Below are 14,714 nucleotides of genomic sequence, written 5' to 3'. Positions count from 1 at the left end.
ATTACACCCTTATGGCTCTTCGAAAAAACTCTTGGAGAGAATCGAGGAGTCTTTCTGGGTGGAACAACATTTGGTAACTAGCATTTCTCATCATCGCAGGAATCGTTGGCTTTTCTTCGGTTCCGATTGCAAGAGTATACACTTGAACTCCATTTAACAAACATTCACCGACTGCCTTATTGACATCCTCAATTCCATATTTGCCTTCATATTTGTCATAATCATTAGGACGTGCATCTGTAATGAGGATGATCCATTTTTGTTTATAAGATGTATCTTTTAAAATAGAATTCACATGGCGTAACGATGGCCCCACTCGAGTGTATCCAATGGGAGAAAGAGAACCCAAACGATCACGTGCGCTCATCCACGGTTCTGAAAGTTGTTTTAAATGGATCAGCTGATTAAAATTACGAGTCCTAGAATAAAAACCGGCGATTCCAAATGGGATTTTTAAATCCTCCAAACATTCAGAAAATAAAAGTAAACTTTCTCTTTCTACATCTAATACTCTTTTTTCTTGGATCCAAGAGTCGGTAGATAAACTCAAATCAACTAAAAAATACAAAGCCATATCGGATACATCCCGAATGGGATTCATATAGATTGATTCCGACGGACTAATTTTAGCTTTGATATCCGCGTAACGATCCACAAGCGCATCCAAATCAATATCATCTCCCGATACCAATCGTTTTTTGATTCTTGTTTGGTTCAAAAGGGCCATCATTTTCTTTTTTAATTGAGTCAAAGTAGAATGTTGTTTTTCTAATACATGTTTCGTATAAGAAACATCTTTTTGATTTGGAAATTCTTCAATTACGTTACAATAGTTTGGTTTATAGTTTTTTAATTTATAATCCCATTCAGGATAGGTAAAACGATTTCCCAAATAAGTTTCATCTAAAATTTCAAGTGTTGTTCCAACTCCTGACTCACTACTTCGAGTGGTATGCACTGAATCTTCTGTGCGAATGATATGTTTTAAGTTTAGCTCTTGTAAAGCTTCTTCTTCCTCCATATCTTCTTCTCCATCAATATCACGCCACTGCCCATCAAACTCTTCTACCGTTTCAATTTTTTCAAAATTATGGCCTAATGTATATTCCTCGATTTTTTTCTCATCCACTTCCAAAACTTCGGCATCAATTGGATCTAATTTTTGTTTTGATTCTTTCGATTTGATTTTTTGTTTATCAGTCTTTGATATAAAATCTTTTCCTATTGGAAACTCATGTTTCAAATCGGAAACAGAGGATGATGTTTGGATCAAAATAGAAGAGATTTTTTTGTATTGGGTTGGATCTTTTTTTCGGATCTCAAACCTTTCCTTTTTAATATCTTTCCAATCACAACTAACACCTGGAAATACTTTTAGAAACTTTCGGAACTGATAAAAAAAATTTTCTTTTACTTGGGATGTATCTTCCTTTATCTTTTGATCATTCTCAATCTTTCTTTTTTTCACCTCTTTGTCATTCGAAAGAAAGGAAAGATACGCAAGGTAGATACGAACAAATTTTTTCGAACTGGATTCAGATAAAAACCAATGTACTTCTTCGGGAAATTTTAAATAATTTTGGCCGAGCGAAATAAACTCACCGCCAAGAATCAAAGTGGTGGATTCTTTTTTTAAGGTTTGTAAATAACGAAGGATACGAACTTCCTCTAAACCCATTTGATACGCATAATATGGATTTGGTGGAGTTAGTTTTTTACGAATTTTTTTCCAAAGTTTATGACCTTGGTAGAATACAAACTGATCCCATTCCAAATTTGTATCCTAAAAAATCAGATCAAAACTATCTTGCAAAGCAGCAACCGTATCCAAATCGTCAGAGAGTGGTAAAATGATTGCAGTCCTTCCCGCTAAACGCGCCGGTAGACCCTTTGCCATTAATTTGGCACAAGAAACAAGTAATCTTGTCGAAACGGTTTCTGCCAAACCTAACTCTGATTTGTTTCTTACCAAACCTGCAAATTGGACGAGTTTTTTCGATATGGATTCGCTAATCCCCGTTTCTCCTACGATGATTTTTTCTTCGACAGAAGCTTTCGGATACGGAAAGTCCATACCAAGAAATCGTTGTTTGGTGGAAGGTTTTAATTCCTTAAATCCTCTTTGGTATCCCGGATTGTAGGATGCAACGAGTAAAAAGTCAGGATGTGCTTGGATCTCTTCATTTTTTCTTTCTAAAAATAAAGTACGACGATGGTCAGTTAAAGAGTGAATGGTTACAAGAGTGTCTGGTCTTGCTTCTGCGACCTCATCTAAATAGACAATGGCTCCTTCCTTGACTCCTGTTGTCAAAGGCCCATCCATCCAAATGGTATCTGCCCCCTTCACTAAAAATCTCCCGACTAAATCAACAGAAGATGTTTCATCGTTACATAAAATTGTGATGAGTCTACGGCCTAATGTATGGGCCATATACTCTAAAAATCGAGACTTTCCAGATCCAGTAGGACCTTTCAACAAAAGCGGCAGAGAATTCTCTGCCGCCATTTGAAAGATTTCTATTTCCTTACCGATTGGTTCGTAATAGGGTGCTTTCTTCGTTAACATAGATTATTCGAGATCACCTGCATTTTTTCCTACAGCTTCATTCGAAGGAAGTCCATGTCGAATGAAATCTACAATAAAGTAAGTGATCCCAACTGTAAACAGGGTGGCAGCAAGTAACATCCCAATAAAATGGAATATAATTTCTTTTTGAACCACAAGGAAGTCCATACCCAATTTGCGTTCCAGATACACTTGTGTAATTCCGGCAACAGCGAGAGCTCCCGTCATTCCCAACATTCCGATATTGGATGCCCAAAATGCAAGATATCCTGACATTCCGGTAAACAACTTTCTTCCTGTTAGATTTGGCATTGCGTAGGAAATCACAGCTAACACTAACATAGCGTAGGCCCCCCAGAAGGCAAGGTGTCCATGCATTGCAGTGATGAGTGTTCCGTGAGTCCATTGGTTAACAGCAGGCCAAGTGTGAGCAAACCCTAGGAAACCCGCTCCAATGAAAGACATCATGGCACTCCCCAAAGTCCAATAGAGAGCAATTTTGTTAGGATGGTTTTTTCCTTTTTTACGATACATATTGAGTGCCCAGATGGCCATTCCAAGAAAAGCCAATGGTTCCAAAGCAGAAAAAATTCCACCTACCATAAGCCAATACTTAGGAGTTCCGATCCAGTAGTAGTGGTGACCCGTACCCAAAATTCCCGAAAGGAATGTTAAACCTACAACCACATAGAGCCATTTTTCAATGACTTCTCTGTCCACTCCAGTCAGTTTGATGAGTAAAAAAGCAAGGATACCACCCATGATGAGTTCCCAAACTCCTTCCACCCAAAGATGCACTACCCACCAACGAAAGTAGGAATCGAGTGTTTGGTTGTCGAAGTAAATCATACCAGGAAGATATAGTAACGCAGCGCATAACAAACCAAAGAAGAGAACAAGTTGTGTTGTACTTCTTTTTTTAGCTTCCCAGATCGTCATGGCAATGTTAAACAAAAATGTTAAAACATTCACAACTACCAAATAGTCGAGAGGCCTTGGAATTTCTAAGAACTTACGACCTTCCCACCAATTGAAGTGAAATCCAATGATGGCAATCACTCCCACAACAACCCAAGAAAGAAGTTGGATGTAAGCAAGTTTAACACTATACAACTCTCGATCAGATTCTTCGGGAATGATATAATAAGCAGCTCCCATAAAGCCAGTTAACAACCATACAACGAGTAAATTTGTATGTGTAGCACGAGCGGTATTAAATGGAATAAAGTCATGTAATCCATCAAACCCGATACGAGCAAAACCCATAATAAAGCCATATACGATTTGTAAAGATAAGAGTAACATACAAGTTGCAAAGAACCAATATGCGACCTTTTGTGATTGGAATCTCATTGTTTCTCCTTATTTCAACGCCGAAAGATAAGTAACGATGTCTTTTCTTTCAGGATCAGTTAACGGCAACTTTGGCATATTTGTTCCCGGTTTGATGGCTTGTGGATCCGATAACCAACGATTGAGATAATCAGAATCAAACTTAGAACCTACATGATCAAGTGCGGGTCCAACATTTCCACCCTTACCACCTACTGCGTGACAAGCGACACAAAGTTGAGAAAACTTTTCAGGTTGAGTCATAACAACTGCATTTGATTTCGCCTGTGGAACTTGTGGAGTGGCAATGGAATCGATTGGGATATTTGGTTTTGGAGGCCATCCGTTGGCATCAATTTTACCTACCCAATCAAGAAAGGCAATGATTTGCCCCTTTTCTTCCTTATTGAAGCCGTATTTGATCATCTTCCGTTCCCCAGGAAACATAGCTTCTGGATCGTCTAAAAATACATCGATCCAAGTAGCTCCCCTTCTTTCGACAACCTTTGTTAAATCAGGAGCGTAATAAGCACCTTCACCTAACAAAGTATGGCATCCCATACAATTGTTTTTTTCCCAAATTTCCTTTCCCTTCAAAACATCCGCTGTCATGTTTTGCGAATTGGTTCGGGAATCGTTTTGTCGCAAGGTATCCACAGTGAGAAACACAAAGATAGCACTGAACAAAAAGGTGCCTCCCAAAAAGAACGCCCTGGCTTGCGATTTTGATAGCATCCTTGCCTCCTAATTTCAATTTTTTGAATTGTAGGTGCAGATTTTAGTTTTCGCATTGATTTATATCAAGTACGAATTTGAATTTTTCTAATAACATAATGATTGCATCCAGGAACAGTGGTTAATTGATAATCAGAATCGATTAGATTGACTATGAACTGTGTTCAAGTTCAATTGGAAGATACAATTTGTCCGAAGATTAAAGAAATCCCCAAAATCTTTGGAAAGAAGGTCAAAGATCTTAAATATAACTAAAATCAGAACTATTGAATATTCAATGATGCAGATGTTATAAAAGAACAATGGAGGATTCGATGCACGAAAACAAAATAGAAACAAACCAATCCTTATGGTACCCACCTGGCGGCATCCTGATCTGGATGATTGTACTTGTTGAAGTACTTACGTTTTGTTTAGGAATTGGTTCACTGGTATATGATAAGTCAAAGGATCTTACTGCTTTTACTGATATGCAGTCACATTTAAACAAATCTTTTGCATTTTGGAATACAGTATTTTTACTCACCAGCGGATTTTGTATCGCAACAGCAGTACATTACAAAACAAAAAACAATCCAAAGTTTTTTACAATTTTGTTATTAACCTCTATCGTTTTTGGATATGCCTTTCTTTTTCTTAAATTCTATGAGTTCCGAGAAAAATGGTTATTAGGATTTGGTCTTGAAACAAGTCAGTTTTTTAGTTATTATTGGTTACTCACAGGGTTTCATTATCTCCATGTCGTTGTTGGAGTCATCATTCTATGGATCATCTATCTGAGTCGAAAAACAATCTCCTTTGATAACTTAGAAGCCGGTGCTGTGTTTTGGCATATGTGCGATTTGATTTGGTTATTATTATATCCGGCGTTGTATTTAATCCAATAAGAGGTTTATGATGAAATCGATTTTACTTACTTATTTAGTTCTTTTGGGAATTGTTTATTATTCTTTTTTTGGAATGGGATCTGTGTTGCCAGGTACTTGGAATCTGATTCTATTGAGTGCGCTTAAGTTTCTCTTGATTTGTTTTGTATTTATGAATTTGAAAGTGGCACACCCATTTTGGAAGGTGGCCTTTCCGGTTCTTATCGGAATTTATTCCGTTAGTATGTTGTTACTGACTTAAAAATGATCCCAGATAGGAAAGGAATGTGGTTTTTGCGGTATATTCCCTGGCCGATTTAAAATCACAACATCCATTCCTATCGCATTTGCTGCTTCTGCTTCTTCTACAATATCGGTAAAAAATCGAATTTGGTCTGGGGAAGACTTTAGTTTCCGAGCGATGTTTTCATAACTAGTTTTTTCTCTTTTCCCACCAACTGCTGTGTCAAAATAAGATTCAAAATAATTTCGAAGATCACCTAACTCTGAATATTGATAAATCAAAATTTGTGCTTCCACAGATCCCGAAGAATACACATGATTTCGGATTCCAGATTCTTTTGCCTTTTTTAAAAACTCAGGTACATCATGATAAACCGTACTTTTGATTTCACCTGATTCATATCCCTCTTTCCAAATTTTACCTTGGATTTCTTTCAATGGACCAAACTTCCGATCTTTCTCAATTAAATATTCAAAGTAAGAAGGAATAAGATCCGTAGAAAAAACAATCGGTTCCATTTTTGTAAAAGAATTTGGATTGGAAAATCGAGATAAAAAACTTTCCTCCCGAAGATTCATATCCTTTTCAAATTCTGATTGGATTTCCTTCCACTGGACTTCCGAAAACCGGAAGCCCTTTAGAAAACGAGTGATATGTTTTTTAGCATAAGGAAAAAGGATCTGATGGACAAAAGCAATTGGTGCTGTTGTCCCTTCAATATCGAGTAAGTTGTGTTTGATATCCATCTAACCTAAATAGTATAAAAGTTAAACATTTGAAACATTTTGTTTCATCAACTGAAGCATTCTATTTTCATCTTTTTCGTAATTAAACAAAATAAGAAACCATGCCAATGCACAAGGAATCCAAAAAAGAATCGAAATGGACAGTGCAAGCCCGCGATCAGGAGTTAATCCTAAAATCACAGCAGACATCACAGGCCCAAGCCCTTTCCCTAAATCATCAGTTAAGTTATAGATAGAAAAAATAGCACTTCTTGATTTTGGTTCGTTTACATTGAGTAACACCGCACGTACGTTAGGTCCTGTGATCGAAATCATAATCCCTGTAAAAATATTTAGTGCGATGAAGAGTCCCATATAGGGAACGATATCAAATGAATAAAGAAGTAATATGGCAGGGAATACGCCAAAAAAAGTAGTTCCGATACAAAGCCACGGTTGGTATATTTTTTTGATATTATACAAAATTTGTCCAAGCACTCCACCAAAGAAAGTTCCAATGAAAATTCCTACTGCGGCAAAGGTAATCATACCTGCGGAAATTTCTTTGGAAAGATGATATGTGTGTTCGTAATAATCTGCTAAATAAACAAAGAATACTCCCCAAGGAATACAACCAGGAAGGCCTTGCAAAAAAGCACCTAAGTTGGTTTTACTTTCAAAAAGTAATTTAAAATCTTTGAAACTGATTTTATGAGATAATTCATCGCTAGAAACACCTTCTGCTCCACCACGTTTTGGTTCTTTACAAAAGAATAAATAAATCGCAGCAAAAATAAAAGATGGAGCAGACATATAAATAAAGGAAGCTCGCCATCCGTTGATAGGATCAGCACCACCTAAAATTCCACCTAGCAACTGCCCTACTCCGACACCAAGTCCCATCGCCAAAGACACGTAACCCGTTGCAATGGCTCTAGACTGGCTAGAAAAATAATCTCCTATCAAACTAAAGAGGAGCGGGAAAATTCCACCTAGGCCAAATCCACATAACGTTCGTAAAACTAAGAACTGGTCATAAGTTTCTACATATGCTGTTAAAAAACATGGAATTTCACCGAGTAGGACAGTGGCGAGGAGCAGGTTCTTTCGTGAAAATTTTTGCGAAAGGTATCCCATAGACAAGGAAACAACACCTCCCAAAATAAAAAACAAAACGGGGATGATACCACCTAACTTCCAATCCACTTCATTTGGATCAGTGATTCCCAAGGAAGCACCTATATTTTTCATATTAGGTGCAATTAGGTTTTGGTCGCCAAACAAAAAGAAGGCCATTCCTAGGATGACCCAAAATGCTAAAATGCCCCTTGCCCCATGATCTGCAAGTTCGGCGAGGCCAAAAAATCGCAGATAGGTTGTTTCTCGTTTTGTTTGTTTTTGGTTCATGGATTGTTTTTCCTTTCTCTTTGTTTTCGATAGACAAAAATAAATGAGAGCGTAAATAAAAATCCAAGAAACCCTACCACTGCAAAAAGGGAAAGATCCCAACTTGTAAGGATAGATCCATTCCAGATTTCGGGATTTGGATTATTAGAAATTGTTGGAAGTGGTTTTCCACCAGAGAAAGTAAACTCAACTGTGGTTCCAAAATCCAAAGAACTCAAAACATAAGCACTAAGGCCTGGGGGAACATCTTTGTCTAGTTTGGTGACGGGAGTTTTTTCTCCGGTTTTGATTTCCATGTCTTGTGGTTTGACAAAGATAGGAAACTTTCCATTTTCCGACTCAATTAACATTCGTTCGCTGAAAGTATCTTGGTTGTTAGGAATAAAATAGGAAATTTGCATTTCCGATACACCAGGAAGAATGGCACGATCGAGTAACCTTCCTCCATTAGGACCTTCCGGTACTCCTAATGGAATGGCCATCTTACTTCCTGGCTGTTGGATTTGTGCTAAAATTTCTGTTGCTTCCGCTGCTACAGAATATTCGAAAGGGGATGACTTTGAATCATAAGATTTGGGAGGTTTACTCGAATTATCGATCAAAAATAACTTAAAAACACGGAGACCTTTTTTCTCTCGCATAACCTGCATTAAACTTTTTATAGCAACCTGATTCCGACTGGCTCCCGTGTCATAAACCAAGACCTCTTGCGGAGATGTACGAAACTTGGTAGTTGGCGGAATCATTTTATTATAATTTACGCCTTGGTATTGGATTTGTAAAAGAATTGGTGCTCCTTCCGGCAATTCCGTTTCAGGAAAACGAAATTTACCCGACTGTGGGCCAATGTCTGCCAAAGGAACCATTGCTCCTTGTAAAGCAAGCATTCGAATGGAATCAGCTTTGCCTGGTCCACCCGTGGTTCCATTTTGTAACGTTCCAAAAATGGAAAGTTTTTCCGCATAACTTGCGCTTGAGAGAAAAAAGAGAATCAATACTAGAAAAAGATGGCTTCGAAACATTTTGATACTTTTTCTCTTTCTTTCGATTCCAATCCAAGTGAAAAAACGGAAGTTTTTAAAAATTTAGAGGCGACAATAGAGGGTACTGGACATAATGTTTTAGATAGGAAAGGAAAGCCCGGCTACATGAAGCAATTGAGCGAAATCGTTCACAATTCCTCAAAAGATGAGAGGGATATACTACTGGAATACCAAAATATCGATGTTTCTAAGCTGGAAACTCTGAATGTTTTGGGAATTCCCATCGATAATGTCACCACAGACGAAGCCATAGCCAAACTCTTTCGCGTACTTGAGAAAAAAGAAGGCATGCACCATGTATTATTTTTAGATCCCATCAAACTCATGAGGATGCGCCCGAAAAAGTCCCTCCACCGCATCGCGGAAAAAGCCGGAACCATTTTGGTAGAAGGTGCGGGAATCGGTTGGATGACTTCCGGAAGGTTAAAAGAACGAGTCACTCCGATTGCTGTCATGATGGATCTCATTCGTTTGGCCGAACTCAAAGAATTCACAGCGTTCATCTTTGGGGCTAAAGACGAAATTGTAGAACGAATTTATTTTAACCTGACTAGGCATTTTCCAAAAGTTAGAATTGTAGGCAGACATGCAGGCCATTTGGATCGCCAAAGAGAAATGCGAGTCAAAGAAGCCATTCGCAAAACGGGCCCGGATATCATTTTTCTTGCGATGGATTTCCCAGACCAAGAAATTTGGATCGAAAACAACACTGGGTATTTTGGTAAAGCAGTTGTGATTGGTGTCGGCGGCGCCTTAGATATGTTATCTGGTGCTGACAAAAAAGCACCAGAGTGGTTTAAAGAAAGAGGACTCATCTGGCTTTGGAGGATCATCGCAAGGCCGTACCGAATCCAAAGAATGTGGGAAACTTTCTATTTCTTTTTACTCGGAATTCGCGAACGATTTCGCAAACATTAATTCAAAATACAAATCAAGAACAAACCAATCTCGGAGGATAGAATGCATCTATCCTCCGCTCGCCAACTTCTCTCTCATTTATTAGAATCTATTTTTTGATTTGATCCAATCGGTCAAGAGTTGGTGCCAACCAATCCTCGAGTAGTGGTTCTCGGTCTAGTTTGGCCCTAGCGAACACCAAATCCTTGTTAGAGTTTGCAATTTCACTTACCGAACCAATTTTACGAGCTGTTTCCATTGCTTTCCAATAGTATTTGAGAGCATTGATGGTATCTTGTTTTTTCTCATACACGGCTCCGATATTATTGTAAAGGGCAGTAAGAGTTTCATATACTTCTCTGTGGTCTGAGTTTTCTGTATCAATTCGACCCAAACTTTGTTCTTTGAGTTCAAAATCATCCTTTAACTTCAGATAGTTGCCAAGAGCCGCATTGTACTGTCTTGTATAGTAAAATGCATTTCCTTTTCCAAAGAGTAAGGTTGCATTATTATAAATATCTTCTTCAGGAAGTTCTGCCCAAAAATCCAAACTTTGTGCAAAGTCTCCATGATTGTAATCAATCCAACCTAAGTAATAATAACATTCTCTGACAATCTTTGGATCTTTAGAGATATCACGATCCAGGGCAGCAAGAAAAGATTCACGAGCCATAAAAAGTCCGTTTCTTCTTTCTTTTTCTTCATAAGATAAAGTGCCAATGCTACGTTCTGGATATATTTTTTTTCCAGGAAACTCTCGTATATTGTCTGTTACATTAATACCAGCAGCTTCCAAAAATTGAATTTTCCCTAGATTAAAGGAAATTCTTCCAGGACTTCCTTCGAGTAAAGTTTCATCCTCATCTCTTTCCCCAAGTCGGTCTTTATAATTTTGGTAACGGTCATCGGCTTCCCTGAGAAGTTTTACCGCTTCATCATAATTTTCTGTTTGGATATAATATTCTGCCATAAGCAGAACTGCTAAGTAATGGCGAATGTCATAGGTTGATGCAAGTTCCAATTGTTTGAGAGCCCGTGCTGCCTCTTCTTTTTTGAAATAGAATCTCGCACGCTGGTAATATCCTTCCGCAAATTTGGATCCACCCTCTTTACCATAAGCAATGTTTAAGAGGTATTCTACGTTATCATCAATTTCCATCCCAGTGACTTGGTCTTCTGGGTTGATATTGTATTTGATTCGAACTTCTTCAGAATCCAAATCAATGTAGAAGGAAGCAAGTTTTGCCAAAACAAAGAGAGAGAGTTCATCTTCAATGTTGAGTGCATTCCGAACTTGTCTATGATGGTTTAAAACATACTGCGGATTTTTATCGCGTTTCCACATTTCAATATATGTTGACAAAATTCCACCATGCCCAATGGCATTTTTCGGATACTTTTCAATGATATCGTTATAGTATTTAACAGCCGTTCCAAACTCTTGTTTGTTGTAAAAAATCTTTGCGATCCCTGCAATGGCATCTACATTATCAGGATCACCACCGTCGGTAAATACTCGTTTGAAATATTCAATGGCAAGGTGATCGTTTTTGTATTTTTTACGATTACTTCCAGGAGGAACTTCGATAAAATCTTTTCTATGGAAAGAGTGAAACGTTCCTAAAGCAATGTAAGTATCAATATCATGAACATTGTATTTGAGACGAGAGGCAATATAAGCACCTGCTTTTAAAACCTTTCTTGGAACTTTGTCTTGTGAAGTTAAGTAAAAAGTTAGTTCCGGTAAAGGTCTACGCCCTGCAGTTTCCACACCTGCATCATTCCATTCTGTTTTTTTCGCAAAACTAATGTTTGGTACTTCTTTTCTGTTTTCCCATGCTCTTTTGTGCTCCTTATCTTCTGGTTCATAACCAAAATCAGGTTCCACCTTACCAAAACATTTTTCAAAAGCCCTTTCATACTGGCCAGCTTTGGTATAAGCAATACAGTATTTATTCAAAAATTCTAAGTTATGTGGGAAAATCTCTTCCCCTTTGATAAAATAATTTTCAGCATCAGCGAGAAGTTTTTTCTTCTCTAAAGCATCTGTTTCATAACTGAATTCTTCAATTTTTTCAAGACCAAGTGCATACTGAGCTTTGGCACGATACGGAACAATCACATACTTCCAAAGAGTGACAATTCCAAAGACAAGAAATACGGCAGCGGCAGAAGAAAGAATGGTTCTACGAACTAACTCTCGTTTGCGGGCAGCACCTTCTTTGGTGTAAGCATCACGACTGGCAATGATGGGAACTCCATCAGCTGCAAACTTTCCAGTAGAATCGCTAAGTTCGACACGTTCACCCAGAAGGCCACTTAGGTAACTAGCAATGTCTTCTGGTTTTTGTTGTGCCTTAATGAGTTCAATGATTTCTTTTTGATTACGAACCGGAATCCTTTGGTTCACAATCGTATCAATGATGGTACGTCTGAGTTTCGGCGGATACCTGAGTAATTCCGCTTGGATGACTGCTAGTTCTTCATCGGTTAGATTGGCTTCGAGAGATTCTTCTGGTTCTTCTTCTTTGCCAAGAGACATGAGGTCTTCCTCAAATCCCCCTGGCCCATCAGAACCAAAGTCGTCCATCGTGGAGACAGGCATATCATCAATGGATGGTGCCAAATCATCAAAAGAAGGAGCTCCTAAATCATCATCCAGACTTGGTGGTTCCATTCCCACACCCAAGTCTCCAAATGGATCATCAAACCCACCTCCCATGTCAGCAGGTTCATTGTCCCTGGAAGGAGTAGAAGGACTGTCATCTCCACCCAAATTAGCAAAAGGATCATCTCCAAAACTTTCAGTGGCTTGGGGTGTCGAACCCATATCCGCAAAGGGATCATCGCCGAAAGAAGTATCACCGCCACCACTAGGAGTGGAAAGATCACCAAACGGATCATCGGCGGAACTAGCATCAGGACTAGGACTGTCCTCTCCACCTAAACTAGCAAAAGGGTCATCACCAAAACTTTCAGTGGTTTGGGGGGTCGAACCCATATCTGCAAAGGGATCATCTCCACCAGCAGATGGAGTGTCAGCATCTGCCCCAAAATCAAAATCATCACCCGCAGGAGCCGGTTCTTCTGATCCACTATCAAAACCAGCAAACAGGTCTTCGTCGGTAGTCGGCGGACTGTCATCCCCGCCTAAATTGGCAAAAGGGTCATCACCTATGACAGGGGCAGGTTTGTCCTCAAGCGGAGCTTCATCAATCGCATCTAAGTTAGCAAAGGGATCATCATCGCCAAAACTTTCCGTTTGGCCTGGGGTTGAGCCCATATCCGCAAATGGATCTGCTTCTTCGGTTTGGCCCGCATCGGAAGCAAATGGATCTGTTTCGTCTGTTTGTGCGGGAGCATCAAAGTCAAAATCGTCTGCAGCAGTTGATGGTTCGGCAGGTGTGGGTTTTGGACCGTCTTCACCTAATAGTTCATCTAAATCAATCCCATCGTCTTCTTCCGCTTCACGATTGGGGAGTTTTGGAGGACCAAAGTCATCGTCCTCATCGAGGCCAGAAAACGGGTCTCCTGATTCGGAATCCCCTGCCCCTTCGTTATCAAAATCATCAAAGGCGGAACCAGAATCTTCCTCAGATTCCGGTTCTGGCTCGGAAGGCGCAATGGGATTTGTGTATCCCAGTTTCTCACGCAAAACCTTCGCCATCGGATTCAATTCTTCCGATGAAAGCGGATTTTTATTGAGAGCCGAAAACATCGTCTCGATTTGTTTGATTTCTTCCGGACTCAATTTGTCTATCGGCTCAGCCATTTGAAGGTCTATTCCTAATGAATTATCGGCCCCTTCTGAAAATGACAGAATATTTTTTTTATTATGTCAGATGGTTCTCTTGGAAAAAAACCTTTCACTCTCTTTTTTCATTTCTGCCGAAAATTATCTAAAAGGACCCCTTACGAACACGACCATGATGAAATTCAAATCCATCCGTATCGCCATCATTTTACTCTTTTTTACCGGAATCGGAATCTTTGCTGAGGATGGAATGGATTGGATTGGAAGTTTTTCCGCAGGGGAACTCGAGATGTCAGATGAAACAGAGGACCAAAATACTGTGTATTACCTCTGGCAACTAGAGAGTCTCAAAAAAAATATCGCTCCACGTTACATTCGTTATCTCGATGTGGAATCTTACGTATCCTCAGGGAAACTCATACACCGAGGGATTCTTTTTACCTACAACGGTTTACGAGATGAATCTGTAGAAATCTGTGGAAGTTTTAACAATTGGGAATGTTCCGATATGAAGCGGAACCAATATGGAATTTATTATACGGTGATCGAACCTACCCAAATCACAGATACCTATGAAGAAGACCCAGTTTATGAATATAAATTTCGGGTGAATGGTCTTCTCACTTACGATCCTGAAAATTTTGATAAATTGGAAGATGGTTCTGGTTCTTATTATTCAAGATTTGTTTTGGAAGGAAAAGATACAGACCGCCAAACCAAAACGATGGTTTTAGAAGATTCAGCAAACGAAGAACGTGACTTACGAACCGTCAAATTTCAAATTTATTTACCGGATGCGGAAGTGGTGCGAGTGGTTGGAAATTTTAACGATTGGAACCCAGAAAATGATTTTTTAAAGAAAGATCGAAAAGGTGTCTTTACTCTCGAAAAAAAATTATTACCAGGTGAATACCACTACCAATTCATTGTGGATGGGGAGTATATGTTGGACACTTACAATCCAGCTACAAATATCAAAGTGGATACCAATGAATCCGTTTCTTCCTTACTTGTTCCAGAACGAAACTATGCCTTAGAACGTAAGATGTAAATTGTTAGATGGAACCAAATCGAAACTTGACGGATTGTTTAATGGATAGATATTTATTCTTTCGATTCAGGAAATACGAGGTTTGATTTTTAAC

12 protein-coding genes are annotated in these 14,714 nt (G+C 38.9%); 4 read left to right on the top strand and 8 right to left on the bottom strand.

Annotation, left to right across the window (positions count from 1 at the left end; translation table 11 throughout):
* Window position 1 precedes the first annotated feature (1 nt).
* The 4 genes from EHR01_RS09550 to EHR01_RS09535 are packed head-to-tail and all read right to left on the bottom strand — an operon-like array spanning window position 2 to window position 4,633.
* On the bottom strand, window positions 2-1,774 hold the full coding sequence (locus EHR01_RS09550) for a nitric oxide reductase activation protein NorD (protein ID WP_135694566.1): 1,773 nt from the start codon (window positions 1,772-1,774) through the stop codon (window positions 2-4).
* A gap of 9 nt (window positions 1,775-1,783) precedes the next feature.
* Window positions 1,784-2,566 (bottom strand): CbbQ/NirQ/NorQ/GpvN family protein, encoded by a 783-nt coding sequence (locus EHR01_RS09545; protein WP_135694565.1) that lies wholly within the window; start codon window positions 2,564-2,566, stop codon window positions 1,784-1,786.
* Between the two features lie 3 nt (window positions 2,567-2,569).
* Window positions 2,570-3,919 (bottom strand): cbb3-type cytochrome c oxidase subunit I, encoded by a 1,350-nt coding sequence (locus EHR01_RS09540; RefSeq protein WP_135694564.1) that lies wholly within the window; start codon window positions 3,917-3,919, stop codon window positions 2,570-2,572.
* A 9-nt stretch (window positions 3,920-3,928) separates the two neighbouring features.
* The gene (locus EHR01_RS09535) at window positions 3,929-4,633 is read right to left on the bottom strand and encodes a c-type cytochrome (protein ID WP_135694563.1); all 705 of its coding nucleotides are present in this window, start codon (window positions 4,631-4,633) and stop codon (window positions 3,929-3,931) included.
* A gap of 314 nt (window positions 4,634-4,947) precedes the next feature.
* Here EHR01_RS09535 and EHR01_RS09530 point away from each other — a divergent pair, with 314 nt between their 5' ends.
* Both EHR01_RS09530 and EHR01_RS09525 read left to right on the top strand, forming a co-directional pair.
* The gene (locus EHR01_RS09530) at window positions 4,948-5,520 is read left to right on the top strand and encodes a cytochrome c oxidase subunit 3 (protein WP_135694562.1); all 573 of its coding nucleotides are present in this window, start codon (window positions 4,948-4,950) and stop codon (window positions 5,518-5,520) included.
* Window positions 5,521-5,527: 7 nt separating this feature from the next.
* The gene (locus EHR01_RS09525; protein ID WP_238837761.1) at window positions 5,528-5,761 is read left to right on the top strand and encodes a prokaryotic cytochrome C oxidase subunit IV; all 234 of its coding nucleotides are present in this window, start codon (window positions 5,528-5,530) and stop codon (window positions 5,759-5,761) included.
* Here EHR01_RS09525 and mtnC read toward each other — a convergent pair.
* The 3 genes from mtnC to EHR01_RS09510 are packed head-to-tail and all read right to left on the bottom strand — an operon-like array spanning window position 5,758 to window position 8,897.
* The gene (gene mtnC / locus EHR01_RS09520) at window positions 5,758-6,489 is read right to left on the bottom strand and encodes an acireductone synthase (protein WP_135694561.1); all 732 of its coding nucleotides are present in this window, start codon (window positions 6,487-6,489) and stop codon (window positions 5,758-5,760) included. The two genes, EHR01_RS09525 and mtnC, sit on opposite strands and share 4 nt — an antisense overlap.
* Before the next feature lie 21 nt (window positions 6,490-6,510).
* Window positions 6,511-7,875, bottom strand: coding sequence for an MFS transporter (locus EHR01_RS09515; RefSeq protein ID WP_135694560.1), 1,365 nt, complete (start codon window positions 7,873-7,875; stop codon window positions 6,511-6,513).
* Window positions 7,872-8,897: a hypothetical protein gene (locus EHR01_RS09510; RefSeq protein WP_135694559.1), complete on the bottom strand. Its 1,026-nt coding sequence runs from the start codon at window positions 8,895-8,897 to the stop codon at window positions 7,872-7,874. Before EHR01_RS09510 ends, EHR01_RS09515 begins: the two co-directional genes overlap by 4 nt.
* 126 nt (window positions 8,898-9,023) lie before the next feature.
* On the opposite strand from EHR01_RS09510, the gene EHR01_RS09505 reads away from it, so the two are divergent.
* Window positions 9,024-9,836 carry a WecB/TagA/CpsF family glycosyltransferase gene (locus EHR01_RS09505; RefSeq protein WP_035983331.1) on the top strand — a complete coding sequence of 271 codons (813 nt, stop codon included), beginning with the start codon at window positions 9,024-9,026 and terminating at the stop codon, window positions 9,834-9,836.
* Between the two features lie 88 nt (window positions 9,837-9,924).
* Here EHR01_RS09505 and EHR01_RS09500 read toward each other — a convergent pair whose 3' ends face one another.
* Window positions 9,925-13,587 carry a tetratricopeptide repeat protein gene (locus tag EHR01_RS09500; protein ID WP_135694558.1) on the bottom strand — a complete coding sequence of 1,221 codons (3,663 nt, stop codon included), beginning with the start codon at window positions 13,585-13,587 and terminating at the stop codon, window positions 9,925-9,927.
* A gap of 157 nt (window positions 13,588-13,744) precedes the next feature.
* Between EHR01_RS09500 and EHR01_RS09495 the strand changes: the two genes are divergently transcribed.
* The gene (locus EHR01_RS09495; protein ID WP_135694666.1) at window positions 13,745-14,620 is read left to right on the top strand and encodes an early set domain-containing protein; all 876 of its coding nucleotides are present in this window, start codon (window positions 13,745-13,747) and stop codon (window positions 14,618-14,620) included.
* The last annotated feature ends 94 nt before the right edge of the window (window positions 14,621-14,714 follow it).

Origin of the sequence: Leptospira mtsangambouensis (genome assembly GCF_004770475.1) — a bacterium.
Classification (GTDB): Bacteria; Spirochaetota; Leptospiria; order Leptospirales; family Leptospiraceae; genus Leptospira_A; species Leptospira_A mtsangambouensis.
This window is presented reverse-complemented; position numbering and strand designations above follow the sequence as displayed.